We start from the raw sequence: 25,906 nt of genomic DNA on the forward strand, positions 1-25,906 counted from the left end.
TTGCAAGGAACACCGCCGCAATGTCTCACCCGCGCAAGCCCGCCCCCGCCGGAGCCGAACACGCCCCCTTGGAACTGGAGCGCTTCCTGCCCTATCGGCTGTCGATTCTTTCCAACACGGTGAGCCAGGCGATCGCGGACGACTACCAGCGCCGCTATGACATCAGCATGACCGAGTGGCGCGTGATGGCGGTGCTGGCCCGGTTCCACGGGCTTTCCGCGCGAGAAGTGGCCGAGCGTACGGCGATGGACAAAGTGGCGGTCAGCCGCGCGCTCGCCCGCCTGGTCGAAGCTGGCCGCGTGCATCGGGAAACCCATGGCGGGGACAAGCGCCGCTCGGTACTCAGCCTGACCGAAGCGGGCTGGATCATGCACGACGACATCGCTCCCATGGCGCGGGCACGCGAGCGCGAGGTGCTGGAGAAGCTGGATACGGAGGAGCAGGCGTGGCTGACGCGCATCCTAGACAAGTTGCTCGGCGAGGCGCAGCCGTAATCTCTATGGCCGTCATTCCGGCAAAAGCGAGAATGACGGCCATGAAGGTACGGTTGCTTTACTTCACGCCATGCATCAGCCGGTTCACTAGCGGCGAAATCAGCAACAACAACACGCCAGAACCCGCCAGCACATAGAAGCAGAACGTGAACCCGCTCAAGGCCGATGCGGCCGTCATGCCAGTCGCACCGCTGATATGCGAAGCCAGCATGCCGGAAAGATTCCCACCCAGCGCCGTGGACAGGAACCAGCCGCCGAGCCCCAGACCCACCAGACGTGGCGGTGCCAGCTTGGTCACCATCGACAGGCCGATCGGCGACAGGCACAGCTCGCCCACCGATTGGAACAGGTAGCACATCGCTAGCGGCCAGAACGGCATCAAGCCGCGACTGTCGAGCAGGTGCGATAGCGCATAGATCAGGCTCACGAAGCCCACACCGTTGAACACCAGCCCCAGGCCAAATTTGCGCGGAATCGACGGTTCCTTGTGCCGTTTCGCCAGCCATCCCCACGCCAGCGCGGTCAGCGGCGCCAGCGCCACCACCCACAGCGGCGTCATCGACTGGAACCAACCCACGGGAAATACCCAGCCGCCGAACATCTGCCGGTTCACCAGGTTTTCCGCAAGGAAATTGAAGGTGGTGCCGAACAGGTAATAGAACACCCAGAACAGCACGTTGAAGGCGAAGATGATCAACATCGCGATCACACGATCCAACTGCACGCGATCGTGGCGCAGCGCTTCCTGGATCAGCACCACTACCATGCCCACGAACAGCAGCCCCATTACCCACTGCAGACCTTCCGCGCCGAGCTTGGCCAGCAGCAGATAGGTCAGCGGCACCGCTACTGCCACGCCAACGACCACCTGCAGCACGCGCATGCGGCTTTCACTGCCTGGCGCCGGGCGTCCCACACCACGTAGACCGCGCCGCCCAAACCAGAACCACAGCAGGCTCAACAGCATGCCCACGCCGGCCGCGGCGAACACCACGCGAAAGTTCTGCTGCAGCGGCGTCTTCGTGAAATAGCTGGCCATCCAGCCAGTGATCAGCGGCGCCAGGAACGCACCGCAATTGATGCCCATGTAGAACAGCGTGAAACCGCGGTCTCGGCGCTCATCGCCCGGTGCGTAAAGCTGCCCCACCATCGAAGAGATATTCGGCTTGAACAAGGCATCGCCCACGATAACCATCGCCAGACCGAACAACAGCGCATCCCGGCTGGGAATCATCAGCACGAACAACCCTGCCGACATCACCACCGCGCCGAGCAGAATCGAACGCTGGTAACCGATGATGCGGTCGGCCACGTAACCGCCAAACACGCCGAAGGCGAATGCCAATGCCACATAGGCACCGAAGATGCTGCTGGCCCAGCCCTGCCCGGTGGGATCGCCGTTGTAGAACTGCGCCACCGCATAAAGAGCCAGCGCCCAGCTCAGGCTGTAGTACGCGAAACGTTCCCAGAATTCGGTCATGAACAGCATCCACAGCGGACGCGGATGACCGAACAGCTGCGGAAAGTCGGGCGTGGCGACGACGCCGGCTTCGGAAGGCTGGTTCACGTAGATCCCCTGGGCTTCAGATTTCGAAAGGTGTAGCGAGCAAAACAGTCGCCGTCAAATGCAATGCAACAACTTTAGCCTACCGTCATTCCGGCGAAAGCCGGAATGACGACTCGCTTTGAATTTAGCTTCCAAGTACCGTCCTGACATCCAGCAACTCGGGAAAGAACTCCAACTCCAGCGCCTTCTTCAAAAACGCCACACCCGAGGAACCACCCGTACCGCGCCGGTGTCCGATGATGCGCTCCACGGTTTTCATATGGCGGAAACGCCAAAGCTGGAAACTTTCCTCCACGTCCACCAGTTGCTCGCACATGTGGTATTCCGGCCAGAACGCGGCAGGCGTTTCGTAGATGCGCTTGAACACCGGCAACAAACCTTCATGGCGCTGATAGGGTTCGCTCCAGTCGCGCTCCACCCGTGCGGCCGGCACGGCGTGCCCGTGGCGCGCGAGATAGCGAAGGAATTCGTCGTACAAACCCGGCGTGTCCAGCACCTCGCGCAACTGCACTTGCGCCGCGGGGTCGTAATCGAACACCTTGAGCATCTGCACGTTCTTGTTCCCCAGCATGAATTCGATCATGCGGTACTGCAGCGACTGAAAGCCCGACGACGAACCCAACGCGCCGCGAAACTCCAGGTATTCCGACGGCGTCAGCGTCTCCAGCACTGCCCATTGCTCGAACAGCTGCCGCTGTACGTGCTTCACGCGCGCGAGGATTTTCAGACACTCGTTCACATCGTCGATACGCAGATGTGCGATGGCCGCCTTCAGCTCATGGATGATCAGCTTCATCCAGAGCTCCGCCACCTGGTGCATCACGATGAACAGCAGTTCGTCGTGATGAGGGGGTTGGGTAAGGGGCTGTTGCGCGGTGAGCAGTTGATCCAGCCGCAGGTAGCCACCATAGGTCATCCGACCGCTCAAATCGAGCTCGATGCCTGCCTCGAGGTCCCGCTGGTTATCCGTCATGACACCTGCAAACCCGCAAAAAGATTGATGTTAACCGCTATAGCGAACCCTCAACGTACGGACTCGCATGCTGCAGTGTACCTTGCGACGCAACATGGCCGCCTGCTATCAAATGCCGTTTGTCTGGGTTCGATGGGTGCTCTGACTACACAGACAACGTGGTGACGCCGACGTAAAATAAGTCAAAGCATCCCTCTGCGCGTCCGGCCCCACTGGATGGGCCGCGCCTCCCCCGCAGCGTTTCCCCCTTTACCCCATTCGGGAGCGAGTCGTGTCCATCGCCGCCAAGTTTGAAATCGAATATCTGCAATACCTCGACGTCGAAGGTAAGCAAGTCCGTGATGATCTGCCTGCATTCGCCAAAGACCTCGACCACATGGTCGAGCTGTACAAGCTGATGATGTCCACCCGCGTGTTCGACGCGAAGTCGGTGGCCTTGCAACGTACCGGCAAGCTCGGCACGTATGCAAGCTGCCTCGGCCACGAAGCCGCGCACGTCGGCATCGGTAGCGCCATGAAGCCGGAAGACGTGCTCGCCGTGAGCTATCGCGAATACGGCGCACAGCTGTATCGCGGCGTGCAGCCGCGCGAGGTGTACATGTATTGGGGCGGCGACGAGCGCGGCAACGATTATCAGAACGAGCCCGCACGTCACGACTTCGCCTGGTCGGTCCCAATCGGCACGCAATGCCTGCACGCGGCCGGCTCCGCGCTCGCGTTCAAGATTCGTAACGAAAAGCGCGTCGCCGTTTGCACCATCGGCGACGGCGGTTCGTCGAAGGGTGACTTCTATGGCGCCATCAATATCGCCGGCGCGCAGAACTTGCCGATGGTGGCGGTGATCGTCAACAACCAATGGGCGATTTCGGTGCCGCGCAAGATCCAGTCCGGCGCGCCCACGCTGGCGCAAAAAGGCATCGCCGCAGGTCTTTACTGTATTCAAGTGGACGGCAACGACATCATCGCCGTGCGCAAGGCGATGGAAGATGCGCTGGAGCGCGCGCGCAACGGCGAAGGCGGCAGCGTGCTGGAACTGGTCACCTATCGCTTGAGCGATCACACCACCGCCGACGACGCACGCCGCTATCGCGGTGAAGACGAAGTCAAGGATGCCTGGGCAAAGGAGCCGATGAAGCGTCTGCGCAACTGGCTGGTCGCCAAAAAAGTGTGGGACGACAAGAAGGAAGAAGCCTGGAAGGCTGAGTGCGACGAGTGGATGGACAACGAGGTCAACGCCTACCTCCAGACCAAAACCCAGCCCGTCACGGCGATGTTCGATTACACCTTCGCCGAAGTTCCCGCGGACCTTGCCAAACAGCGCGACCTCGCGCTCTCGCTCGACAAGAAGGCCCACTAAGCCATGGCACAAATCACTCTTATCGAAGCCGTCACCCAGGCACTTGCTTATGAAATGGCCCACGACGAAAGCGTTGTCGTGCTGGGCGAAGACGTAGGCGTCAACGGCGGCGTGTTCCGCGCCACGCAAGGCTTACAGGAAAAATTCGGTGCGCTGCGCGTGCTCGACACGCCACTGGACGAAACCACCATCGCCGGCGTCACCGTCGGGCTTGCCGCGCAAGGCATGAAGCCGGTCGCCGAAGCGCAGTTCGAAGGCTTCATCTATCCGATGATGGAACAGATTGCCTGTCACGCGGCGCGCATGCGCAACCGCACGCGCGGACGCATCACCGTGCCGGCCGTGTGGCGTGCACCGTGGGGCGGTGGCATCCGCGCGCCGGAGCATCACTCCGAAGCAAACGAACACCTGTTCACGAACATTCCCGGTCTGCGCGTCGTGATGCCGTCGTCACCGGCGCGCGCCTATGGCCTGCTGCTCGCTGCTATTCGCGATCCGGATCCGGTGATGTTCTTCGAACCCAAGCGCATCTATCGCCAGTACAAAGAAGAAGTGCCGGATGACGGCGAAGCGCTACCGCTCGATGTGTGCTTCGTGCTGCGCGACGGTACTGACGTCACCATCGTGACGTGGGGCGCACAGGTGAAGGAAGCGCTGGAAGCCGCCGACGCACTGGCCGAGGAAGGCATCAGCGCCGAGGTGATCGACGTGGCCACGCTCACGCCGCTGGATTTCGACACCATCGCCGAATCCGTACAGAAAACCGGCCGCTGCGTAATCCTGCACGAAGCGCCCAAGACGGCTGGCTTCGGCGCCGAGATCGCCGCGCGCATCGCCGAAGAATGCCTGTACGACTTGCTTGCGCCGGTCGAGCGCGTCACCGGTTGGGATACGCACATTCCGCTGTTCCGCCTGGAGATGAAATATCTGCCGAGCACAGAGCGCGTAGTGGAAGCCGCCAAGCGCGCGCTGGCCGCATCCTGACCAACAATGAGGCGTCATTCCGGCCCACGTCGGAATGACAGCACAAAGAACATCAAGACCGATTACGGGAACCAACTCATGGCCGACATCAAGACGTTCTACCTACCGGACCTCGGCGAAGGCCTGCCCGACGCGACCATCGTCGAGTGGCACGTGAAGGAAGGCGATCAAATCAAGCTCGACGCACCGCTGGTGTCGATGGAAACCGCCAAGGCCGTCGTCGACGTGCCCTCGCCCTACACCGGCAAGGTCGCTAAGCTGCACGGCGCTGCCGGTGACGTGATCGAAACCGGCGCCGCGCTGGCCGAGTTCGAGCCGGATCCGAACGCCAAGCAGCGCGCGGAAGCCGAATCCACTGGCCATCATCACGGCCCCAAGAAGGCCGCGACAGCGGCCGAGCCCAAGAAAGTCACTGCTTCCGATGAAGGCGGCGAAATCGAAGCCAACGACCAAGCAGAACGCGAAGACGAAGGCACCGTTGTCGGCGCGATGGTCAGCGGCAGCCACGTGCACGTCGAGCAGGCATCCAGCGTCGGCGGCGTAAAGGCGGTGCCGGCGGTGCGTGCGTTGGCCAAGAAGCTCAAGGTGGACATCACGCGCGTACGCGGCACCGGCGCGGACAGCGTGGTCACCATGCAAGACGTGAAGGACGCCGCTGCCAACGGCACTGCAGCACTTGGTGCCGCGCCTGCGCGCGCCGTGCCGGCTTCCGCCGGCCGTCACCTCGCTCCCGAACTGCCGCAGCCGGAACCGGCGCGCACCGCCGTATCGCTGGCCGGTAAGCCGGTACGCACCGCGCCACCGAGCGTGAAGGCGAGCGGCCAACCGGAACAGCTCAAGGGCGTCCGCCGCAACATGGCGCGCGTGATGGCCGAAGCGCACGCCAACGTGGTGCCCACCACGCTGGTGGACGATGCCGACCTGCACAGTTGGATCGGCAAACAGGACATCACCGCACGCCTGATCCGCGCCATCGTCGCCGCCTGCAAGGCGGTGCCCGCGCTCAACGCGTGGTTCGACGGCAAGAACCTCACCCGCACGCTGCACCCACACGTGGACATCGGCATCGCCGTCGATACCGAAGATGGCTTGTTCGTGCCTGCTCTGCGCAACGCCGACGTGCTCGATGGCAACGGCATCCGCGCTGGCATCCAGCGTCTACGCGCGCAAGTGGAAGACCGTAGTATTCCGCCCTCGGAACTCAGCGGCTACACCATCAGCCTGTCGAACTTCGGCATGTTCGCCGGCCGCTATGCCACGCCGGTGGTGGTGCCGCCGTGCGTAGCGATCATCGGCGCCGGCAAGCTCAGCCACGATGTGGTGGCGGTGATGGGCGGCATTGAAGTGCATCGCCGCATGCCCATCAGCCTCACCTTCGATCATCGTGCCGCAACGGGCGGTGAAGCGGCGCGCTTCCTGAAGGCGCTGCTGGACGATTTGTCGTCGCCGAACTGATCATCGAATCATCGCAACAAAAAAAGCGCCCTTTATGGGCGCTTTTTTATGGGCATAAAACTGTCCCGCCTCTCTTTTGCACCTCACGTGTACTGCAGGAACGCCGTTACATGGGCAGCAATGATGTCGGGCGCGTCTTCAAGGCAGTAATGACCCACGCCGGTCAGCTTGTGCACGGAAGCATACGGAAACAACGCGCTGAACAGCGGTAAACAATGTTCCGCATGCAAGGTGCGATCGGCCAAGCCCCAGATCGCCAGTGCGGGCTTGGACTGAATCTCTCGCATGGCCTGTGCATCGGGTACCTCGAACCGATGCGCGCCCGTAGCAACACCCTTGGCCCAACCGATTGCACCCGCACACTCGGCAGAACTGGTGAAAGGCGCGCCATAGGCTTGCAGCCAAATGTCGGTGATCAAAGCATGATTCTCGAAACCGTTGAGCTTGAGCGTGCTCAGTATGTTGAAGCCGAGTTCACCCAACACAGTTTCTAGGCGCCCTTCCGCTTCCGCCTTGCGTATCCACTGAAACCAGGGTGATACCTGCACATTCGCCATCCACCGCTCGACGAGATCGGCTTGCCCGAAAGGCGTGGGACCATTGGCGGAAACGATCCGCCGAATGCGATCCGGATGCCGCGCCGCCAGGCCCATACCGACCGGACCGCCGAAATCGTGCATGACCAGTGTGATGCCGCGTAGATCCAACGCCAGTACGAAGCGCTCCAGATTGTCGATATGGTCCTGCAACCAATAGCTGCGCCCCTCCGGCGTGGCGCTCTTGCCGAAGCCCATGTGATCGGGAACGACGACACGATGCGTCCCGCGCAACGCGGCGATCATGTGGCGGAACAGATAGCCCCATGTGGGCTCGCCGTGAAGGCACAGGATCACCTGCCCGGCGCGCGGACCTTCATCAACGTAGTGCATCCGAAAGCCCGGCGCCTCGGTGAAGTGCGACGCATACGGAAAGGTGTTATCGAAAGTTTCCTCGGATTGGATCATGGGCTTAGTCTCGCTAAATTGGTTTCAAATTGAAACCATTGCCTTTTACTCGGCATGGTTTTATTTTGCAACCATCTTATCGACGGCAAAAAAACCACCGATGGTCAAACGAACCAGTCACGAGGATTCCCTATGCGGCGTCGCGCGGCCGCTGGACGCCATCGGCGACGGGTGGTCGCTGCTGATCGTGCGCGATGCATTCGATGGCTTGCGCAGATTTGGCGAATTCCAGAAAAGCCTGGGACTGGCCAAGAACATCCTGGCCGCTCGCCTGCGTCATCTTGTGGCACACGGCATCATGGAGGCAGTGCCCGCTTCCGACGGCAGCTCTTATCAGGAATATGTGCTGACCAAGAAAGGCCGTGGGCTGTTTCCCCTGCTCGTTGCGCTCCGGCAATGGGGTGAGGATTTCTTCTTCGCACCAGGCGAGCCGCATGTGCGCCTGGTGGATCGAAAAACGGGCGCGCCTGTTACGAAGCTGGGACCGCATGCGCAAGATGGGCGCCCACTGCGACCGGAAGATACCGTTGTAGAACTGCCAGCACCTGCGGCAAGGCGCGCCAAGATGAAGACCAGGGCGTCAACCTAGCAACGCTGACGACTTTCGCGAATTCTGCATCGTGCACAAGCAGCGCAAGGCGTTCGGCCCGCACCTCAATCGCTGGGATTGACCGCGGCTGCGCTCAAGCGTTTGTCGAAGGCGCGTACGCTGGTAAACGCATGATCACTTTAAGGCCGCCGCCTTGTTCGTTTTGTGCCGTCACCTCGCCGCCATGCGCCTGCATGACGCGCTGAACGATAGCTAGCCCCAGTCCATGACCGCTGGCTTGCGCTGCGTTCGTGCCGCGGAAAAACGGCCGAAACAGCAGATCCAGTTCCTCCTCGGGAACGCCCGGTCCATGATCGCGAATACGCACTTCGACCTGCTGCTGATGCGTGTCCACATCAACGTGGACGATTCCGCTCGACGGGCTGAACTTGATGGCATTGGCAATCACATTGTCCAGCGCGCGCTCGAGCAACAGCCCGCTGCCCTGCACGTGCGCCGGACCTTCCCCGGACATCTGCAAGACAATGCCGCGCGCTTTCGCATCGATATTCGCGGCCGTCACGCGATCCCTGACCAGCACCGCCAGATCGACGGCTTCGCGTACCATGCCCGGCAGATCGCCCTCCAGCCGGGAGAGCGCCAGCATTTCCGCCGTCATCCGATCCATGCGTGCGATTTCCTGCTCCGCGCGCTGGAAGTGCGCAGCGGCTTCGCTCGGATCGACGCTGTGCTGCGCCAGATCCAGAATCAGATGCAGGCGCGCCAAGGGTGAACGCAGTTCGTGCGAAAGATCCTGAAGTACGCCGCGATCGTGCGCGACCAGGATTTCGATGCGTTCGGCCATGCCGTTGAAATCGCGCGCGAGCTCACCGAGTTCGTCGTGCTTGTCGCTCCAGCGCTGGTCGACGCGCGTGGTGAATTCACCGGCAGCCATCCGCCGTGTCGCTGTACGCATCGCTTCAACCGGTCGCGACACGGTGCGCGCCACCCACCAACCGATGATGGCGATCATCAGCAAGGACAATCCCAATTGCACGCCAAGCAAAATTTTCTCGCGTGTGCGAGGCGGAACGCGCGTGCGCGAGCTGCTCACGGCAACCAGTTGTCGCGCATGGCCATCGCTGCCGGTAACGTTCTGCACGGCAATGTAGAAGCCCGGCCAAGGATTCAGTGCAAGGTTATGTCCGGACGACAGCCAGTCCGGCAACGCGTTACGGATCGATGGCGGCACGCGAATTTCTCGCAACGGCTCGCCGTTTTCGTACAACGTGGCGTCCACGCCCTGCTCGCGCTGCTGCCTGACCCATGCATCCAGGCCGCTGTCTCCACCTTTTTCATAGGCCTCGTTGGCGGCCTGAGCCAAAGCCGGCCAATCGAAATCCTGCTGCATCGAGTACGCGATAAAACTGCGCGTAAGCAGGCCACCCAACATCAGTACCAGCATGTTGGCGATGCAGACGGAAATCAGCAAACGCCAGAACAGCGGACTGCGGAACGGGTTCCGGAATGTATTCATGCCTGCGCCGCATTGCTGGATACGAGCACGTAACCGGCACCGCGCACGGAGTCGATGCGCGGCGCCAGTGCGGACGCCTCCGTCAGCTTGTGGCGAAGGCGGCTCACGTGCACATCGATGCTGCGGTCGAAACGCTCCAGTTCACGCCCCAGCGCCACGCGCGTGAGCGAGGTCTTGTCGATGACTTCGCCGGCCCGCTGCACCAGCATCATCAGCAAGGCGAATTCGGCGCCGGTGAGGTTGAGTTCCTGCTCGCCGGCATACGCACGCCGCTCGCCAGGCAGCAGACGCAGCACGCCGGCGGTCAGCTCGCCCACACTTTCCACCGTGTGGCGTCGCAACTGCGCTCGCACGCGCGCCAGCAGTTCGCGCGGCAAGCAGGGTTTGGAAAGATAATCGTCCGCGCCGAGTTCCAGGCCCACCACGCGATCCACCGGCTCGCCGCGTCCGGAGAGCATGATGACCGGCAAGCGATGCTGCGCGCGCAGATCACGCAAGGTATCCAGGCCGCTGCGGCCCGGCATCATCACATCGAGGATCAACAGATCCGGGCGCAGCGCCGGATCGCGCAGCCGTGCCAGCACGCCTTCGCTCTCGTGCACCACGTCCACCTGCAGGCCTTCGCGGCGCAGGTATTCGGCGAGCAGCGCACACAGCTCACGATCGTCATCACCAATCAGTATTCGAGACATGCAAAACCAGCCATCGACAGTACGTAACTACTATGGCATGACAACCGCGAACGGCTGCCGGTCGCTTGCACCGGGCTGACTTTACCCTTCTTTACACCACGGCAAAGCTCTTAAACCTGCCCCTGCTATCAAATGATCACCGCAACCCCTCACCCAAGCAGGAGCTTCACATGCGTAAGTCCATCACTTTGTCGCTCATTCTTTCCGCAGCCCTTGGCGTCTCCGCACTGGCTTTCGCCGGCGGCCCCGGCGGCCCGGGTTTCGGCCCCGACTCACACGGTCACCGCGGCGAGGAAGGCATGGCCTTCCGCGGCTTGAACCTCACCGATGCCCAGAAGACCCAGATCAAGCAAATCATGCAGCAGAGCTTCGCTTCGCTGAAGACGCAGGGGCAAGCCGTGCGTCAGCAGCGCGAGGCATTCGAGGCGCTGTCGCCGAGCGCGTCCAACTACCAGTCCGCAGCGGCTAGCCTGGCTCAGGCTGAAGCCACCTTCACCAGCGCGCGCATCACCGCTCGCGCCGCAGTCACGGCGCAGATCTACAACAGCGTGCTGACCGGCGCCCAGCAGAGCCAGTACACCACCCAGAAGACCGCGCTCGAAGCCCGCATGGCACAGTGGCAGCAGTTCAAGGCCGAGCATCCGCTGCCGGCGAGCGCGAGTTCTGCGCAGTAAGTCATAACGAGAAAGCGGTTAGTCGATCTTTTAGCGGACGTTCTAACCCGGCACCTGAGCGATCGCCGCTGCATCGGCGATCGCTTTTTTGTTGCGCGTCTGCGTGATGACTTCACGAAACAGCAACAAACACGCTGTCACGCCGTTGTCTTGCACAGCGCTTAGCTTTTGCCTTGCTGATCACCGAGGGCACGCTTATGCAGACGGAAGCCGCAGTTGCCAGTACCGCCACGTCTACCCAGGGTTCTGGCCGCGTATTCGGCATTGTTTTCGCCGTGATACTGCTGATTGGCGCGGGGTACGCAGGCTTGCACCTCGTCGACGATCTTTCCATCGTGCGTACGCATTCGACCACGCCGTTCGTCTTGTTGGGCGTAGCCCTGCTGATTGCGCTGGGCTTTGAGTTCGTCAACGGTTTTCACGACACTGCCAACGCGGTAGCGACGGTGATCTACACCCATTCCATGCCGGCGAATCTCGCGGTGATCTGGTCGGGCATCTTCAATTTTCTCGGCGTGCTGACGTCTTCAGGTGCAGTGGCATTCACGGTGGTCTCGCTGCTGCCGGTGGAACTGATCCTGCAGGTAGGCAGCGGAGCGGGCTTTGCCATGGTGTTCGCGCTGCTGTTCGCGGCCATCATTTGGAATCTGGGCACGTGGTATTTCGGCTTGCCGAATTCGTCTTCGCACACCTTGATCGGATCGATCATCGGCGTGGGCTTGGCCAACCAACTGACTGCGGCAAAGACCGGCACCAGCGGTGTGGATTGGAATGCTGCCATGGGCGTAATGCGCGGCCTCGTCTTCTCGCCCATCGCCGGCTTTCTGCTTGCGGGCCTGCTGATGCTTCTGCTGAAGGCGCTGGTCAAGATTCCGGCCCTGTATCGCGCGCCGGAGGGCCGCAAGCCGCCGCCGTGGCCGATCCGCCTGCTGCTGGTGCTCACCTGTACCGGCGTAAGTTTCAGTCATGGCTCCAACGATGGGCAGAAAGGCATGGGTCTGATCATGCTGATTCTCATTGGCACCGTACCTACCGCTTATGCCTTGAACGGCGCCGTGTCCGGCAGTCAGGTAAAAACCTTCCATCAGGTTTCCGTGGAAGCGCAGCAGGTGCTGAACGCGGTCGATCATGGCGCGCAGGTAAACGGCAATCCGCGCGACATCGTCACCTCGGCGCTGCAGCAGCGGAAGCTGCTACCGGATACGACGCCTGCTCTCGCTGCGCTCATCGCCCACATCGATCAGCAAGTCGGTAATCGATCGTCACTGCGCGCGGTGCCGCAGGAGCAGATGGGCAACGTGCGCAACGACATCTACCTGGCCAACGCCGCGATTCCGTTGGTGCTTGCACAACCGGGCTTGAGCAAAGAGGAAACCGCTACGCTCACTAGCTGGCGCGGCCTGGGCGTGATGGCGACGCAGTTCATTCCACCCTGGGTGAAGGTGGCGGTTGCGCTGGCGCTGGGACTCGGCACGATGGTGGGCTGGAAGCGCATCGTGGTAACCGTCGGCGAACGCATCGGCAAGGAACATCTCACCTACGCGCAGGGCGCATCCGCTGAACTGGTGGCAATGACCCTGATCCAGGCTGCCGACATGTATCACCTGCCGGTTAGTACCACGCACGTGCTCACCTCCGGTGTCGCCGGCACGATGGCGGCGAACGGCTCGGGCCTGCAATGGAGCACCGTGCGCAACTTGCTGATGGCCTGGGTGCTGACATTGCCGGCCTCAATCCTGCTTGCGGGCGGGCTATTTGTCGTGTTCAAGCATCTTTTCTGAGTGCCACGCAACGCTCCCGAAACATGACCTTGGCGATGCCGCCACATCGCTGAACAGACGCAACACTCCTTGACGTTTTGCAACGCCGCTCTTCACGTACGCCCTGTTGCGATGTGTGTGCGGATCAACAGCGATGCGCCTGTCTGTCTGTGCAGACAGCCCACAGCTCTCAAGGAGATTGCCAATGCGTAACTCGTCCCATCTGCGCAAATCCCTAATCGCCACTGGAATGATGATGGCCTTTGCCGCTGTGCCATTTTCCCTGATGGCACAGAGCACATCGCCATCGTCCATGCCACAACAGCAGCAACCTTCGACCATGCAGCAGTCGACGCCGACCACCGATCAGTCGACAATGACTCGTAGCTCGAGCAACGAGACGGTGCCCGGCAAGGTGGATGACAGCTGGATCACCACCAAGGTGAAATCCAAGCTCGCCGCTGCGAAGGGTGTGAAGGCCTCGGATATTTCGGTGAGCACCACCGATGGTGTGGTGAGCCTGACCGGCTCGGCCACCACGTCGAAGGAAAAGAGTCACGCCGTTCACATCGCCAAGGGCGTAAAGGGCGTGAAGAGTGTCGATGCTTCCGGCTTGACGGTGAATGCGTCAAGTTCGATGCCCTCGGGTGGCTCGTCCAGCGGCACGTAACCCACCAGATCGCGTCTTCGGCGAGATAGTGCTCCCTCCTCTGCATGCAGGGGAGGGAGACGATAGAGCTATTCGCTTTTTTCCTGCTCGGCAAGCAGATCCAACGCTGCTCGCAGATAAGTGAGCGCTTCGTCGCGCTCCATGTCATCCGCATAATCGGGCGCGGTGGCGATCGGTTCGCCGTCGAGTTCGAGCACCAGCGAGCGCGGCAAGCTGTGTAGGGTCGCCGCAGCGCCACCGAGTGTCTTCAACCGCCTCTGAACCCCGCCCGCTTCCTTGGGATCCTTGAAGGATTTCGACAGCAACAATTCGTCGCCTTCCGACGAGAACAGGCGGAAGCGAAAGCTGCCATCGCTGTCGCGGAAGCTGGCAAAACGCGGTGGCTTGGCTGTCTTTGCCGCCTGTCTAGGCTTGCCGGCAGCCATGCTGCTGAGGGATGACATTGAGCGCAAGCCGATTGCATCGCGTAGTGCGGCGATTTTCGGGCCTGCGATCGCACGCGCCTTGCGTGCGCCTTCGCGCAGAATGTCTTCGATGTCGGCAGGGCGCGCCATGAGGTTTTCATAGCGTTCGCGCATCGGCGCAAGATCGGCTTCGAGGCGCTCATATAGCACCTGCTTGGCCTCGCCCCAGCCGATACCCTCTTCCAGTGCGCGACGGAAGGCCATGCTTTCGGTTTCGCTGGCAAAGGCATGGAAGATGGTGAAGAGTGCGGAGCTTTCTGGATCTTTCGGTTCGCCCGGTGTGCGCGAATCGGTGACGATACGCAGAATGGTTTCGCGCAACTGCTTCGACCCACCGGCGAACAGCGGAATGGTGTTGTCGTAGCTCTTGGACATCTTGCGACCGTCCAACCCCGGCAGCGTGGCGACCTGTTCTTCGATCACCACTTCCGGCAGCACGAAGAAATCGCGGCCGTAGATGTGATTGAAGCGCTGCGCGATATCGCGCGCCATTTCAATGTGCTGGATCTGATCGCGTCCCACCGGCACCTGCTGTGCATCGAAGGCGAGAATGTCGGCTGCCATCAGCACCGGATACATGTACAGACCCGCGGTAATGCCCGCATCCGAGTCTTCGCCAGTTTCGACGTTCTTGTCCACCGCTGCCTTGTACGCATGCGCACGATTGAGCAGGCCCTTGGCGGTGACACAGGTGAGGAACCAAGTGAGTTCCGGAATTTCCGGAATGTCGGATTGCAGATAGAACGTCGCCTTGTTCGGATCGAGCCCCGCTGCCAGCCAGGTGGCCGCGATTTCAAGACGCGAACGCTCGATCCGGGCCGGGTCGTCGCTCTTGATCAGCGCGTGATAGTCGGCCATGAAGAAGAACGCATCGACATCGGGACGACGGCTGGCAGCGATGGCCGGCCGAATCGCGCCGACGTAATTGCCAAGGTGCGGCGTGCCGGTGGTGGTGATGCCTGTGAGGACGCGAGTTTGCATGCGGCGTGATCGGCTTGGTCCAAGGAAGGTAAAACACCCACGCTGCCTGCGCGGGCCGAGTTTTGCAGTGTACGGACTTTAGTCCGGCTCGCGCATCAGGGTGGACTTGCCGAACAGCGATTCGACCAATTCCACCGCCAGCCGCGCGGTGCGGTTGCGCTTGTCGTAGGCCGGGTTCAATTCCACGATGTCCAGCGAGGCCAGGCGTCCGGTGTCAGCAATCATCTCCATGCACAGCTGCGCCTCGCGATAGGTAGGACCGCCGCGCACCGTGGTGCCCACGCCGGGCGCGATGGAGGGATCGAGAAAATCCACGTCGAAGCTCACGTGCAGATGTGTGTTCTCGTCGATGCCATCAAGCGCTTCTTCCATGGTGCGCTTCATGCCCACTTCGTCGATGTGGCGCATGTCGTAGATGTCCATCTTCGCTTGGCGCACCAGCCGCTTCTCACCCTCATCCACAGAGCGGATACCGATCTGGCGGAACACGTCGGGCGTTACCGCCGGTACGCGATCGCCGAGCTCGACCAACTCGCGCGGCCCGTTGCCGCACAGACACGCTACCGGCATGCCGTGGATGTTGCCCGAGGGCGTCACTTGCGAGGTGTTGAAATCAGCGTGCGCATCCAGCCATAGCACGCGCAGATTGCGGCCCTGCTCGCGGCAATGACGCGCCACCGCGCTGATCGAGCCGATGGCTAGGCAATGATCGCCACCCAGCATGATCGGCAGGCGCCCGGCCTGCAGCTCCTGATGGATTGCCGTGTGCACGGCAAGATTCCAGGCGATCACTTCCGGCAAATGCCGATAACCGTTTTCCGGCGGTTGCCAAGGGTTCATCGGACCATGCAGATTGCCACGGTCGATAATCTCCACACCACGGCGACGCAGCTTCTCCCCAAGCTGCGCCACGCGCAGGGCCTCAGGGCCCATCGAGGCGCCGCGATGCCCCGCACCGATATCGGTCGGCGCGCCGACCAGTGCAACCTGCCTTTTCATACCGCTTTTTCTCGTGCCTTTTGCATGGGGTTGCAAGTGTAGCGGGTCGAAAGCGCCATGGGCTTACCGCACAAATAGCAGCCTGGACATTGCCAGGCCGCTTATCGAAATGCTTTCCTTGCGTATCCAATAGGATACAATGACCGTGAAATACATCATCAGGCAAACGGAAGCGTTTGCTGTCTGGCTAAAGGAATTGCGTGACGTTCAGGCGCGTGCAGCGATTACCCGCCGACTGGAACGCGCTGCTAATGGGAATCTGGGAGATGTCCAAACCATCCGCGAGAGTGTGTCGGAGATGCGCGTGGATATGGGCAAGGGCTATCGGCTCTATTTCACCACTCGCGGACGAGTGATGATCGTGCTGCTCTGCGGCGGCGACAAGAAGAGCCAGCGAGCCGACATCAAGCGTGCGCTGCACCTGGTTCAGGAGTATCGACTATGAAAAAGAAACTGCTTCCCTTCGATCCTTCCGAACTGCTCGACAGCGACGAAGCGATTGCAGCCTATCTGACGCAGGTATTGGCCGATGGCGATACGGACGAAGTGCTACGAGCTATTGGCCACGTCGCCAAAGCCCGGGGCATGGCGCATATTGCGGACGAAACCGGGCTTGGTCGCGAAAGCCTGTACAAGGCACTCCGGCCTGGAGCAAATCCGCGTTTCGACACCATTCTGAGGGTTTGCCACGCCATAGGCGTCCAGTTTTCGGCCCACCCGGTGGCTCATGCGTGATGTACAAAAACTGGTGCCGACAGTCTGACTCGAACAGACGACCTACCGCTTACAAGGCGGTTGCTCTACCAACTGAGCTATGCCGGCACTGGGCCGTAGATTCTAACAGGCTCTGCTCTAAAAACAGCCCGTGCTGTGTGAGCCGATGGCCGGATCGTGGATACGGCTGCGCCAGTCGAACTGCTTGCTGTCGGTGGGAATCAGGTCCAGCCAGTATTCGGGCACGGTTTCGGTGCGCTCGGTCATCTGGGCCTGGAAGCCGGCGGCGACGATTTCGTCGCGGCGCTTGCGTGCGTTGGCCGGGTCCTTGAACAGGCCCAGCGACACGGTGTTCTGGTTGTCGCCCGCGCTCACCACGAAGTAGTCCTGGATGTTGCGCGCACCTAGCTGCCGGGCCTGCGCCAAGGCCGCTGTGTGATTAGGACTGGGCGGCAGATGCACCCACCAGCCGCGGGCTTGCGTGGTCTGCTCCTGCCGTGCGCGCATGCGCTGCACTTGCGTGCCGAGCGCGTTGCGGGCAATGCGCAGATCCTCCTGCGTGGCGAACGGGCCCAGTGCCATGCAGGCGTAGCTGAGTGTATTGGTGTTGGGCGACGCGGCTGCTTGCGCGTTCTGGGAAGCGGAAGTCAAAGCAGGCGCAGATGCCGCAGGCGGCGGCGCCACTGAAGCAGCATGCGCAGTGGTCGTGGCGGGTGGTGGCAGTTCCGAAAGCAGGCGCAGTTTGGGCACGCCCGGGTCAGTGGCAAAGCCGGCGTGCGTGTCGTTCTGGCCCAGCAGCAGCCACGCGCCGACGGCGATATTTAGAGCAATCAGTAATACGAACAGCAGCCGCAGAACCATCGACCATTTCCCCCAGGGTTGAGTGATTCTAGGGGGACCGACGTGGCGGTTGTGAGCCCGCCCACACATTGAGGCCACGTAGCACGCTGTCCGCGGCGAGTTCGACAGGAATGTCGAGCAAGGGCAGCAAGGCGGCTGCATCGCCACCATCCAGCAACAGGCGCTGCGCACCGCCCGCATGTTTGGTGACGTTGGCCGCGAAACGTTCGATCAGGGCGGTCACGGCTTGCCAGCATCCCGAGGTAACGGCATCGGCCGTGTTGTCGGCGATGTCGCGGATCACACCGTGATGCTCTGACCGCACACGCACTGTCGCGCCGAGCAACGACTGCTGCATCAGTAGCGGACCGGGTGCGATCAAACCGCCGAGATGTAGACCGTCAGCGGTCAGCGCATCGAGCGTCAGCGCCGTACCGATACCAGCCAGCACACATGGCGCCTGCCCGGCGGCGCGTGCGGCAACCATGGCGAGAAAGCGATCCACGCCTAGCCGTTGCGGCTCGGCATAGGCATTGCGAACGCCGCAAGCTTCCGCGGGTGTACGCACCCATTCGACGGACCGCTCGAAGCTTTCGGCGACCGCGTGTTCAAGCTGGGTTTCGCGCGACGCATCCACCACTGATGCCCCGAGCACGCGTTGCGGGCGTCCAAGCTCACGCCATGCCTGCGCCAGCGCGGCGGAAACGTCCTCATCCCACGCCACGGCGCCGCGTGCGGTCCAGCTTTCGGCTTCGGCCATGGCCCATTTCAGGCGTGTGTTGCCGAGATCGAGCAGCAGCTTCATGCGCGTCGCACCGTGACGTCGGCGCTATCGATGCCGCGCAGGCCCGATACCGTTTGCAGCTGCAGCGCGCCGCGTGCATCGATGCCGGCGCCGATGCCATCCAGTTCGCCGCTTGCACTGCTCACGCGCAGCGGCACACCACGCAAGGCGTCGTGATCGGTGTACTCATCGACAAAGCCGGCAAAGCCGTCGCGCTCGAATTGGTCCAACCCTTCCACCAGATGGGCGATCAACGCAGCGGCCGCGCTATTACGATCAGGCGGCATGCCATGCGCGAGCGTGGCCAGATCGCATACCGGCTGGCCGGCCTGCTCGCGCAGCGCGTCGGTGAGCCGCAGGTTGAGGCCGATGCCGATCACAGCCGCGCACGGTCCCTGGTACTCGCCGCTCAGCTCGACCAGGATGCCCGCCAGCTTGCCGCCCTCGGCCAGCACGTCGTTGGGCCATTTCAGGCGGGCATCGTGGATGCTGAGCGCATGCAACGCGCGCAGCACGATCACGCCGGTGGCCAGCGACAAGCCCGACAGCGATGCAAAGCCCGCTTCGAAGCGTTTAAGGCAGGAAAGGTAGATGTTCAGGCCCGGCGGTGACAGCCAGCTGCGCCCTCGCCTGCCGCGTCCGGCCGTTTGTGTTTCCGCCATTACGATGCTGAGGTCGGGGGCGTCAGCGCCACGCCGCTGCAATTCGCTGGAGGTGGAATCGATTTCCCAATGAACCTCCAACGCGCCCAGCCGCCGTGCCATCGCTGTGGGCAGCGCCGTGCGGATGGCTTGTTCGTCCAGCATCTGGATAGGCCACGGCAAGCGGTAACCGGCTGCGCCGGCGGATTCAATCGGCACTCCGCGATGGCGCAGGGCCTCGATCTGCTTCCAGATGGCGGCACGGGTAAGCCCGGCATCGGCGGCCAGGCGGGAACCGGAAAGCGCCTCTCCGGAAGCCAAGGCGGCCAGGAGCTGTTGCGGTTGCATGGTCTCAACAGCCCTGGAGACGAGTGGCCGGTGCGGGCGCGAAAACGGAGAAGCAGGCATATGGCATTGAGGCATTCTAAGGCAGGCGGCCGCGGCGACGAGGGCACTGGTATCCAGCCGGGGTTTCTGGGACCATCGGGAAGCTAGGCTTTATGCCTTGGGGGCTTGATCGCCATGCGCGCCACTTCATTGCTGCTCGGATGCTTGCTGAGTCTTGGGGCCATCGCTAATGCGGCGGCCGCGGGCAGCTCTGCGGCGGCAGGCAGCATCAATGCAAGCGCCGGCTGCACCGGTCATGGCAGTGGCAGCGACCACAGCAGTAGCCACGATACCTCCGCTTCCAACGGCGATAGCTTGAACGTGCCACGCAGCTCGGGCGCGTCTTCCTCTTCTTCGTCCAGCAACAGCCGCTCCAGCAACTCAAGCAACAACATGGACGAAAACCCCGCACACTTCGGCGGCGAAAACTCGCCCGACGGTTCTTCGCACGGTTCTTCCGGGCTGAGTTGGCAATCGCTGCTGCCCGGTTCGATTCAATAACCGGTTCCCAGGTTTACACACGGCAGATCAGGTAGGCGGTAGCGCCACGCTGAAACGCGCACCGTTGAACTCCGGTGAGTGATCCACCGTCAGTTCGCCGTTATAGGCGCGCACAATATCTTGCACGATGGACAGGCCAATACCATGGCCTTTGACGCGTTCGTCGCCGCGCACGCCACGCTGCAGAATTTTTTCGACCTTGTCCGCTTCGATGCCGGGGCCGTCATCTTCGACGCTGAGCAGCATGCCTGCCCGCGGACGTCCCGGCTGACGCTGCGTTTTCACCACCAGTAGCACATGGTGGTTGGCCCACTTGAAGGCGTTCTCCAGCAGGTTGCCCATCAGCTCCAGCAGATCGCCCTGCTCGCCGTAGAACGCCGCGCCGTCCTCGATATCGAATTCGCATAGCACGTTTTTCGCGGCGTAGACCTTTTCCAGGCTTTGCACCAAATCTTCGGCATGGCCAGCGATCGGCACCGCGCTGGCGGCGAAGGTCTGGCGCCCGGTGGTGGCCGCACGCGCGAGTTGGTAGGCGACCAGTTCATCCATGCGCCGCACCTGGTCGAGTACCGGCGCGCGCACGGGGGGCGGCAGTTCGCTGGCTTCCACTTGCGAGCGGATCACCGCCAACGGCGTTTTCAGGCTGTGTGCCAGATCGGCGAGCGTGTTGCGATAGCGCGTGCGCTGTTCGCGCTCGCTGTTGATGAAAGCATTGATGCGATCGGTGAGACCGGTGAGTTCGGCCGGGTACTGACTATCCAGGTGATCGCTCTGGCCGCGCTCGACGCGGCTCATGTCGCTGGCCACTTTGCGCAACGGCGTAAGGCTCCAGCGCAGCAGCAGCAATTGCAGCACGATCAGCATCACGCCCAATGTGGCGAGCCAGCCCACCAGGCTGCGCCGGTAGACGGCGGTATTGCTTTCCAACTCGTCTTCGGTCTGCGCCACCGTAAAGGTGAGATGCACCGCGGGGCGTTCGGGTACATCCAGCGCCACGCCGAAGCTGTAGTAGTAAAGCCGTCCAAGCTCCGTATCGACCGGACCGATGAATTGCGACTGCCCGGGCTGCAGCGGATGCAGAAAACTGAAATCGCGTCCCAGCGCGGACGATGATTCCCAATGAAAACCGCTGTCGCCCAGCACCACCGCATACAAACCGGAACCGGGACGCGAGAACATCGGATCGGGCGGTGTATCCGGCATCAACGGTGTGCCGTCGCGCCGCGGATCGGTGCCGGCGATGTAGGTTATGACGTAATCGTGCAGGCGGCCCTGCAGTTTGTTGAGCTCGCTGGCCCCATAGGTGCGCGACAAGGTCCACCCGATGGCGCCGAGGAAGGCGGCCAACACGAGGCCGGTGGTAAGCGCTGCTCGCGCCGCCAGCGAGAACGGGCGGCGCGCGGCTGCATCATTCGTCTTCGCTGCGAGGTATGGCAAAGCGGTACCCGCGTCCACGCACCGTCTCGATCGGCTTCAGGGTGCCTTCCGGATCCAGCTTTCTGCGCAGGCGACCGATGAAGACCTCGAGCACATTCGAATCGCGATCGAAATCCTGTTGATAGATGTGCTCGGTGAGGTCGGCTTTTGACACCAGCTCGCCCGCATGGAGCATGAGGTATTCCAGCACCTTGTACTCGTAGCTGGTGAGATCCACCGGCTTGCCTTCCACCGTTACGGTTTGCGCGGTGGTGTCCAGCTTGATCGGACCGCACGCCAGTACCGGCTTGGACCATCCGCTCGCGCGGCGCACCAGCGCATTGATACGCGCCAGCAGCTCTTCGACGTGGAACGGCTTGACCAGGTAATCGTCGGCACCATGCTTGAGACCCTCGACCTTGTCCTGCCAACTGCCGCGGGCAGTAAGGATCAGGATGGGATAGCGCTGGCCGGCTTCGCGCAGCGCCTTGACCAGGTCCATGCCCGACAACTTGGGCAGGCCCAGATCAATGATGGCCAGATCGAACGGCACTTCGCGGCCCAGGTAGATGCCTTCTTCGCCATCCTGGGCAGTGTCCACGGCAAACCCGTCGCGTTTCAGTCGGGCCGCAAGCGTCTCGCGCAGCGGCGCTTCGTCTTCGACCAGGAGGATGCGCATCAGTGTTTCTCCTTCTTGCTTCCGCCGTTAGGGGATTTCTTGGTGGATTGTGCCGCAGGCGGCACACGCGTGGCATCAGATGGCACCGCAATCACGCGCACATGCCCTTCGGGCGTAAGCACTTTGATGCGGTACTCCACTTTGCGCCCGATGTGGCGCGGCTCGGCCGACAGCACCTTGCCGCCTACCCTTTGCTGTACTTGCGTAACGGCCTGGTCCAGGCTCAGACCGGTCTGCGGTGGCGACGACTGGGCGGCGGCCGCGCCGGTCGCCAACAGCCCGACCGCGGCCATCCATGCGAGTTGCTTCAAAGCCTTAAGTCCCATGGTTGAATGCCGGAGGATCCGGTCGACGGGACATACTGCGCAACCTGGGCTGAATAATGACCGGACGGCTGAACAGGGCTTCACGCCGCAACCAGCATCGGTGCCACGGCCTGTTCGATCAGCGACCATCCCGCGCCATCCCGGTGTGCACCTTCGCTCAAGGTACGCCGGAAACCGCGCGCACCCGGCTCGCCCTGGTACAACCCCAGCAGGTGCCGGCAGATGTGCTTGAGCGCCGTCCCGCGCGCCAGTTCCGCTTCCACATAAGGCCGCATATGCTGCAGCACACTTTCGCGCGTTGGCAGCGGTACGTCGTAGAGAGCGGCTTCGACGCGCGCGAGCACATAAGGATCGTGATACGCCGCGCGCCCCAGCATCACGCCATCCACGTGCGCCAGGTGCTCGCGAACCGCTTCCGCCGTGGTGATGCCGCCGTTGATCACCACCACCAGTTGCGGGAATTCGCGCTTGAGGCGATAGACGCGTTGGTAATCCAGCGGCGGAATCTCGCGGTTTTCCTTCGGCGACAAGCCCTGCAGCCACGCCTTGCGCGCATGCACCACCAGCACTTCCACGCCAGCTTCCAGCATGGTCTCGGTGAAGTGCTGCAAGTCGGCGTATTCGTCCTGGTCGTCCACGCCGATGCGACACTTCACCGTGACGGGCACCGACACCACATCGCGCATCGCTTTGACGCAATCGCCGACCAACGCAGGCTCACGCATCAGGCAAGCACCGAACCGCCCAGACTGCACCCGGTCCGAGGGACAGCCCACATTGAGATTGATCTCATCGTAGCCAGCCTCCGCGCCAAGCCGCGCCGCCTCCGCCAGTTCCTGCGGATCGCTGCCACCCAGTTGCAGCGCTACCGGATGCTCTTGCTGACTATGCTCCAGCAACCGTAACTGCTTGCCGCGCACCAGCGCCGCACTGGTCACCATTTCGGTGTACAGACGGGCATGCGGGGAAAGCAGGCGATGGAAGTAGCGGCAGTGCCTATCCGTCCAGTCCATCATGGGCGCTACGGACAGGCGCCAATCGCTTCGATTGATGTTATGCATGATGAATATTCTAACCGCCTGGCCTCAGGTCAACTCCACACGGGCGGCCGCGTACAACACCTGCCTCGGATCGAAAGCCACTACTCAATCCCCACGTTTGCACCGGAATGAACGACACAAGACTGAGGATTGGGGCGCCACAAACGTGACCGAAATGATCGAGTTCGGGTGCCGAACGGAAATAGCCCTTTTTACCTTTATCTAACAGGTCGGCGCGCAAGATGGCCCTGTGCCGGGCTGTGTGTCAGGTCCGCCATCTCAGCCCGCGAATATCCGTTATCGCCTATGAGTCACTGCTTTGCGCTACATCGCAGGGCTCATCCAACGCTGTCATGCAGCTTGTTCATCTAGAGACCGCCCCCTATGGCCCATCGTACTGAGCCTTTATCAGTGGCACAGATTCATAGCGTTTACGCGCCCAAGGCAAAAATCCGGGATAAAGCGGCCAGCGAAGTTGAAGCGCCTCATTTTTCGAAAACCTCGTTCTCGGGTCGCGAACCGGGACATCCTGGGTCCCCGCCTCCGCTTCCCGAATCCAAGGGAAAGAAAAGCCGACGATAGTCCGTTGGCTTCTTGAAGAAGCCATCTACTTCGACCGTTCGCATGGGATCGCCCGAGGGCTATAAATATCCCGGCCACACCCAAGTTACGCCTTGCACTAACGCTGCGGAGTGAACCGCTCCGATCAAGCAATCTCAGAGGCACCTGACATATCGCTGCCTCTGAGAACCATCAAGACGCCCGCAAGAGACAAATAGACGTCTATGTTGCACGAAGGGTGAAGCGTCATGTCCACACATCTACAAAACTACTTCACCTTTACTGACGACGCGCGTCAGTCGCTGGGTGAGGATCCAGATGTGCGGCAGATCGGCACCGTCCTTTACAAAGAAGGCATGCCGGTACCGTGTCAAGGCGATCTTGTACAAGTATCCGTTAATGGCAAATCGAAGCAATTCGTTGTCGTCTGACGACAATTCATCTACGAGTTCGACAGCGACATGAGCATCCGCTATGTGCTGGACAGCATACGGTAGACGTCAATCATAGCTTGGCGTGCTGCCGCTGCTCACTACCGGGGTAAGCCATGGCCACCCACAACTCGGAGCTGTCTTTACCGGAATACAGGGTCATGCGTTCGTTGATGGCGCGATTCCACACCAGTTGGGACCGCGAACTCATGACAGCGGAGCGGATGTACGAACTGCAGCAAAAAGGCATGGTGGTTCGTGATAAGGGAAAGTGGAAGCTGACGGCGCTTGGCCTCCTGTTTGCCTCGGCGCCGTTCTAAGCCCAAACGCCATGGATTTGCGTCCTGACGTACCGAAAGATGCCCGGCGGATGCACGCCCCAGGGCCAACCCGACAAGCACTTGACAGCGGCTGGCACCCAATCGCCGCCCCGGCAATGTCTTGCATATCGCGGCAGGCTCCCCATATGAAAAACCCTGCTAACCCAGGAACAGCCCAAATCGCGTAATATTTTGGGCCTGTCCCGTGGCAAGCACGGCGCTCGTAAGGCAACGGCAACCGCCCTCCCCCGCGAGTTAAGTGAGCAATTCCGCTGTTCGATACAGCGTGTATTCCCGTTTCACCCATCGAGAAGACAAAACTATGGTGGCTTTGGCGACCGAGCAAGTAATCGACGTCCATCACTGGAACGATAACCTTTTCAGTTTCCGCACCACGCGCGATCCGAGCTTTCGCTTCGACAGCGGCCAGTTCGTGATGATTGGCCTGGACGTGGAAGGCCGCCCCCTGATGCGCGCGTATTCGATCGCCAGCGCCAGTTGGGAGGAGCACCTGGAGTTCTTCTCGATCAAGGTGGAGAACGGCCCGCTCACCTCGCGGCTGCAGCACCTGAAGCCGGGCGACCGCATCACGGTCAGCCGCAAGCCCACCGGCACGCTGGTGCTGACCGATCTCAAGCCCGGCAAGCACCTGTACTTGCTCGGCACGGGCACGGGGCTGGCACCGTTCATGAGCATCATCCGCGATCCGGAAACCTACGAGCGCTTCGACAAGATCGTGCTGGCTCACGGAGTACGCAACATCAGCGATCTGGCTTATTCGGACTATCTGCAGAACGAACTGCCGCAGCATAAATATCTGGGCGAGCTGGTTCGCGAGAAGCTGGTGTATTACCCCACCGTCACGCGCGAATCGTTTCGCAATCGCGGCCGCATTACCGACAACATCGTGGATGGCGCCATGGCAGCGACCATCGGCCTGCCACCGCTCAATCCGGAAACGGATCGCGTGATGCTGTGCGGCAGTCCCGCCATGCTCGATGATCTATGCGCGTTGCTGGATGCACGTGGTTTTCATGCTTCACCGCGTACGCGCGAGCCGGGCGATTATGTGATCGAGCGGGCGTTTGTCGAGAAATAAGAAAGGCATCACACCTTCATAGCCGTC

Annotated in this window: 28 protein-coding genes and 1 tRNA gene; 14 read left to right on the forward strand and 15 right to left on the reverse strand. The window is 61.6% G+C overall.

Annotation, left to right across the window (positions count from 1 at the left end):
* Window positions 1–20: 20 nt before the first annotated feature.
* Window positions 21–494, forward strand: coding sequence for a MarR family winged helix-turn-helix transcriptional regulator (locus ISP18_RS13905; RefSeq protein ID WP_380012949.1), 474 nt, complete (start codon window positions 21–23; stop codon window positions 492–494).
* A gap of 58 nt (window positions 495–552) precedes the next feature.
* Here the strand turns inward: ISP18_RS13905 and ISP18_RS13910 are convergent, their stop codons facing one another.
* Both ISP18_RS13910 and ISP18_RS13915 read right to left on the reverse strand, forming a co-directional pair.
* Window positions 553–2,061 (reverse strand): peptide MFS transporter, encoded by a 1,509-nt coding sequence (locus tag ISP18_RS13910; RefSeq protein WP_380012952.1) that lies wholly within the window; start codon window positions 2,059–2,061, stop codon window positions 553–555.
* 124 nt (window positions 2,062–2,185) lie between these two features.
* Window positions 2,186–3,034, reverse strand: a complete 849-nt coding sequence (locus ISP18_RS13915) for a tryptophan 2,3-dioxygenase (RefSeq protein ID WP_380012955.1) — start codon at window positions 3,032–3,034, stop codon at window positions 2,186–2,188.
* 271 nt (window positions 3,035–3,305) lie between these two features.
* Between ISP18_RS13915 and pdhA the strand changes: the two genes are divergently transcribed.
* The 3 genes from pdhA to ISP18_RS13930 all read left to right on the forward strand — a co-directional run bounded on the left by pdhA (window position 3,306) and on the right by ISP18_RS13930 (window position 6,830).
* Window positions 3,306–4,391, forward strand: a complete 1,086-nt coding sequence (gene pdhA / locus ISP18_RS13920; RefSeq protein ID WP_380012958.1) for a pyruvate dehydrogenase (acetyl-transferring) E1 component subunit alpha — start codon at window positions 3,306–3,308, stop codon at window positions 4,389–4,391.
* A gap of 3 nt (window positions 4,392–4,394) precedes the next feature.
* Entirely contained in the window at window positions 4,395–5,375 is a 981-nt protein-coding gene (locus tag ISP18_RS13925; protein WP_380012961.1) for an alpha-ketoacid dehydrogenase subunit beta, read from the forward strand.
* Between the two features lie 78 nt (window positions 5,376–5,453).
* On the forward strand, window positions 5,454–6,830 hold the full coding sequence (locus tag ISP18_RS13930) for a dihydrolipoamide acetyltransferase family protein (RefSeq protein WP_380012964.1): 1,377 nt from the start codon (window positions 5,454–5,456) through the stop codon (window positions 6,828–6,830).
* Between the two features lie 83 nt (window positions 6,831–6,913).
* Here ISP18_RS13930 and ISP18_RS13935 read toward each other — a convergent pair whose 3' ends face one another.
* Window positions 6,914–7,834, reverse strand: coding sequence for an alpha/beta fold hydrolase (locus ISP18_RS13935; protein ID WP_380012967.1), 921 nt, complete (start codon window positions 7,832–7,834; stop codon window positions 6,914–6,916).
* Window positions 7,835–7,934: 100 nt separating this feature from the next.
* Between ISP18_RS13935 and ISP18_RS13940 the strand changes: the two genes are divergently transcribed.
* Window positions 7,935–8,423 carry a winged helix-turn-helix transcriptional regulator gene (locus ISP18_RS13940; protein WP_380015847.1) on the forward strand — a complete coding sequence of 163 codons (489 nt, stop codon included), beginning with the start codon at window positions 7,935–7,937 and terminating at the stop codon, window positions 8,421–8,423.
* 94 nt (window positions 8,424–8,517) lie between these two features.
* On the opposite strand, the gene ISP18_RS13945 is transcribed toward ISP18_RS13940, so the two are convergent.
* Both ISP18_RS13945 and ISP18_RS13950 read right to left on the reverse strand, forming a co-directional pair.
* Window positions 8,518–9,900 (reverse strand): sensor histidine kinase, encoded by a 1,383-nt coding sequence (locus tag ISP18_RS13945; RefSeq protein ID WP_380012970.1) that lies wholly within the window; start codon window positions 9,898–9,900, stop codon window positions 8,518–8,520.
* The gene (locus tag ISP18_RS13950; RefSeq protein ID WP_380012973.1) at window positions 9,897–10,592 is read right to left on the reverse strand and encodes a response regulator; all 696 of its coding nucleotides are present in this window, start codon (window positions 10,590–10,592) and stop codon (window positions 9,897–9,899) included. Before ISP18_RS13950 ends, ISP18_RS13945 begins: the two co-directional genes overlap by 4 nt.
* Window positions 10,593–10,762: 170 nt before the next feature.
* On the opposite strand from ISP18_RS13950, the gene ISP18_RS13955 reads away from it, so the two are divergent.
* The 3 genes from ISP18_RS13955 (at window position 10,763) to ISP18_RS13965 (ending at window position 13,696) form a co-directional block, all read left to right on the forward strand.
* Window positions 10,763–11,266 (forward strand): Spy/CpxP family protein refolding chaperone, encoded by a 504-nt coding sequence (locus ISP18_RS13955; protein WP_380012976.1) that lies wholly within the window; start codon window positions 10,763–10,765, stop codon window positions 11,264–11,266.
* A gap of 197 nt (window positions 11,267–11,463) precedes the next feature.
* Entirely contained in the window at window positions 11,464–13,047 is a 1,584-nt protein-coding gene (locus ISP18_RS13960) for an inorganic phosphate transporter (RefSeq protein ID WP_380012979.1), read from the forward strand.
* A 184-nt stretch (window positions 13,048–13,231) separates the two neighbouring features.
* Window positions 13,232–13,696 (forward strand): BON domain-containing protein, encoded by a 465-nt coding sequence (locus ISP18_RS13965; RefSeq protein WP_380012982.1) that lies wholly within the window; start codon window positions 13,232–13,234, stop codon window positions 13,694–13,696.
* Between the two features lie 68 nt (window positions 13,697–13,764).
* Here ISP18_RS13965 and ISP18_RS13970 read toward each other — a convergent pair whose 3' ends face one another.
* Both ISP18_RS13970 and rocF read right to left on the reverse strand, forming a co-directional pair.
* On the reverse strand, window positions 13,765–15,141 hold the full coding sequence (locus tag ISP18_RS13970; RefSeq protein WP_380012985.1) for a tryptophan--tRNA ligase: 1,377 nt from the start codon (window positions 15,139–15,141) through the stop codon (window positions 13,765–13,767).
* 78 nt (window positions 15,142–15,219) lie between these two features.
* A complete protein-coding gene (gene rocF / locus ISP18_RS13975; RefSeq protein ID WP_380012988.1) occupies window positions 15,220–16,140 on the reverse strand; it encodes an arginase in 921 nt (306 codons plus the stop codon).
* Between the two features lie 145 nt (window positions 16,141–16,285).
* On the opposite strand from rocF, the gene ISP18_RS13980 reads away from it, so the two are divergent.
* Window positions 16,286–16,585, forward strand: coding sequence for a type II toxin-antitoxin system RelE/ParE family toxin (locus ISP18_RS13980; RefSeq protein WP_380012991.1), 300 nt, complete (start codon window positions 16,286–16,288; stop codon window positions 16,583–16,585).
* Window positions 16,582–16,875, forward strand: coding sequence for an addiction module antidote protein (locus ISP18_RS13985; protein WP_380012994.1), 294 nt, complete (start codon window positions 16,582–16,584; stop codon window positions 16,873–16,875). Before ISP18_RS13980 ends, ISP18_RS13985 begins: the two co-directional genes overlap by 4 nt.
* Before the next feature lie 11 nt (window positions 16,876–16,886).
* Here the strand turns inward: ISP18_RS13985 and ISP18_RS13990 are convergent.
* The 4 genes from ISP18_RS13990 to ISP18_RS14005 form a co-directional block, all read right to left on the reverse strand.
* Window positions 16,887–16,962: transfer RNA gene (locus ISP18_RS13990), tRNA-Thr, on the reverse strand.
* A 30-nt stretch (window positions 16,963–16,992) separates the two neighbouring features.
* The gene (locus ISP18_RS13995; protein WP_380012997.1) at window positions 16,993–17,715 is read right to left on the reverse strand and encodes an SPOR domain-containing protein; all 723 of its coding nucleotides are present in this window, start codon (window positions 17,713–17,715) and stop codon (window positions 16,993–16,995) included.
* A 28-nt stretch (window positions 17,716–17,743) separates the two neighbouring features.
* Entirely contained in the window at window positions 17,744–18,499 is a 756-nt protein-coding gene (locus ISP18_RS14000; protein ID WP_380013000.1) for a type III pantothenate kinase, read from the reverse strand.
* The gene (locus ISP18_RS14005) at window positions 18,496–19,467 is read right to left on the reverse strand and encodes a biotin--[acetyl-CoA-carboxylase] ligase (protein WP_380013003.1); all 972 of its coding nucleotides are present in this window, start codon (window positions 19,465–19,467) and stop codon (window positions 18,496–18,498) included. Before ISP18_RS14005 ends, ISP18_RS14000 begins: the two co-directional genes overlap by 4 nt.
* Window positions 19,468–19,641: 174 nt before the next feature.
* On the opposite strand from ISP18_RS14005, the gene ISP18_RS14010 reads away from it, so the two are divergent.
* A complete protein-coding gene (locus ISP18_RS14010; RefSeq protein WP_380013006.1) occupies window positions 19,642–20,007 on the forward strand; it encodes a hypothetical protein in 366 nt (121 codons plus the stop codon).
* Window positions 20,008–20,034: 27 nt separating this feature from the next.
* Here ISP18_RS14010 and ISP18_RS14015 read toward each other — a convergent pair whose 3' ends face one another.
* The 4 genes from ISP18_RS14015 to dusA all read right to left on the reverse strand — a co-directional run bounded on the left by ISP18_RS14015 (window position 20,035) and on the right by dusA (window position 23,489).
* Window positions 20,035–21,462 (reverse strand): ATP-binding protein, encoded by a 1,428-nt coding sequence (locus ISP18_RS14015; protein WP_380013009.1) that lies wholly within the window; start codon window positions 21,460–21,462, stop codon window positions 20,035–20,037.
* Window positions 21,416–22,102, reverse strand: coding sequence for a response regulator transcription factor (locus ISP18_RS14020; protein WP_380013012.1), 687 nt, complete (start codon window positions 22,100–22,102; stop codon window positions 21,416–21,418). Before ISP18_RS14020 ends, ISP18_RS14015 begins: the two co-directional genes overlap by 47 nt.
* Complete coding sequence (locus ISP18_RS14025; RefSeq protein ID WP_380013015.1) at window positions 22,102–22,428, reverse strand: PepSY domain-containing protein; 327 nt, start codon at window positions 22,426–22,428, stop codon at window positions 22,102–22,104. Before ISP18_RS14025 ends, ISP18_RS14020 begins: the two co-directional genes overlap by 1 nt.
* 80 nt (window positions 22,429–22,508) lie before the next feature.
* On the reverse strand, window positions 22,509–23,489 hold the full coding sequence (gene dusA / locus ISP18_RS14030) for a tRNA dihydrouridine(20/20a) synthase DusA (RefSeq protein ID WP_380013018.1): 981 nt from the start codon (window positions 23,487–23,489) through the stop codon (window positions 22,509–22,511).
* 788 nt (window positions 23,490–24,277) lie between these two features.
* Here dusA and ISP18_RS14035 point away from each other — a divergent pair.
* The 3 genes from ISP18_RS14035 to ISP18_RS14045 all read left to right on the forward strand — a co-directional run bounded on the left by ISP18_RS14035 (window position 24,278) and on the right by ISP18_RS14045 (window position 25,879).
* On the forward strand, window positions 24,278–24,460 hold the full coding sequence (locus ISP18_RS14035) for a hypothetical protein (protein WP_380013021.1): 183 nt from the start codon (window positions 24,278–24,280) through the stop codon (window positions 24,458–24,460).
* 116 nt (window positions 24,461–24,576) lie between these two features.
* A complete protein-coding gene (locus ISP18_RS14040; RefSeq protein WP_380013024.1) occupies window positions 24,577–24,780 on the forward strand; it encodes a hypothetical protein in 204 nt (67 codons plus the stop codon).
* A 322-nt stretch (window positions 24,781–25,102) separates the two neighbouring features.
* A complete protein-coding gene (locus ISP18_RS14045) occupies window positions 25,103–25,879 on the forward strand; it encodes a ferredoxin--NADP reductase (RefSeq protein ID WP_380013027.1) in 777 nt (258 codons plus the stop codon).
* The last annotated feature ends 27 nt before the right edge of the window (window positions 25,880–25,906 follow it).

The sequence above is a fragment of the Dyella humi genome, assembly GCF_044904605.1.
Taxonomy (GTDB): domain Bacteria; phylum Pseudomonadota; class Gammaproteobacteria; order Xanthomonadales; family Rhodanobacteraceae; genus Dyella_B; species Dyella_B humi.